General features: G+C 34.2%; 1 protein-coding gene and 1 pseudogene. Both read right to left on the bottom strand.

Annotation, left to right across the window (positions count from 1 at the left end):
• A pseudogene (locus CHH48_RS19095) lies at positions 1-686 on the bottom strand (hypothetical protein); the annotation flags it as partial.
• Positions 687-766: 80 nt separating this feature from the next.
• On the bottom strand, positions 767-962 hold a 196-nt coding region (locus CHH48_RS19660; RefSeq protein ID WP_176466766.1), incomplete at its 5' end, for a hypothetical protein.

Here is a 962-nt window from a genome sequence, read left to right as displayed (position 1 = left end):
AAGAATAATTCCCATTCGTATTTCATTTGAGAAATTACTGTTTTGAACATTGTCGATTTACCAGAGCCTGTACCACCAACTAGAAGCATATGAGGGAATTTATTATAATGCCATTTTACTTCCCCTTGTGTCTGGTCTAGTCCAATAGTTAAATAGTCTTCTGGAACTGACGAACGGTAGAAATAATCAGCTTCGACAGCATTTTTCGATAAAATAATATTTACTCGCCCTCTTTGATAATTCCATTCCGTTACGTCCAGATCCAGAAGATGCTCAATTATCGGGATAGCTTTTTCATAATCTTTTTCCACCTTGCCTACTACGCCATTAATGAAAATAGTTATTGAATTGCTATCTTCTTTTATAGTGAATGACTTATGGCCATCATAAGCCGGAATTAAATTTGCAGTTGCTAATGCATTTTCTACAGCTGCACTTAATCTGCCTTTTGGTTTCTTTTTGCTAAACACTTTCACAATAGCGTAAATCATAAAGTTCGTTATTATAAGATTAATCGTCCACGTATTAGCTAAACCATCATATAAGCTACCACTTGACGTTCTATATTGTAGTAACGATAATATAACTAATAACAGTGTAGAAAATGTTATGTATGGGTACTTTGTAATTAAAGACATAATAATGCCACTGTTTTTTGTTTCTTGATTTTGGTTATTGTTATTCATTTGTTTTCACTCTCTTTCTATAGTTGGAAGGGGAATGACTAAGGTTAGCCCGCCAAGATTAACCCTAGTCTATATTTTGCTTAAACTAATCCGAATTCAATACCATCAGCTTTGAACCAGTTACCACCGTTATTCAATCGCCCGCCAAGTAGATTGATGAAACGAACTGGTTCATTTTTTCTGTCCATAATATCTTCTGGAATCTCTGAATCTGCTGGAACTTTGATTGTAACTTTTTCTTCTGTTCTAACATCCATAATAGTTACTTTGAAGGAT

The sequence above is a fragment of the Terribacillus saccharophilus genome, from assembly GCF_002272075.1.
In the GTDB taxonomy this organism is placed as follows: domain Bacteria; phylum Bacillota; class Bacilli; order Bacillales; family Amphibacillaceae; genus Terribacillus; species Terribacillus saccharophilus_A.
Note: the sequence above shows the minus strand (reverse complement) of the source record. Positions and strands in the feature narration are given on the sequence as shown.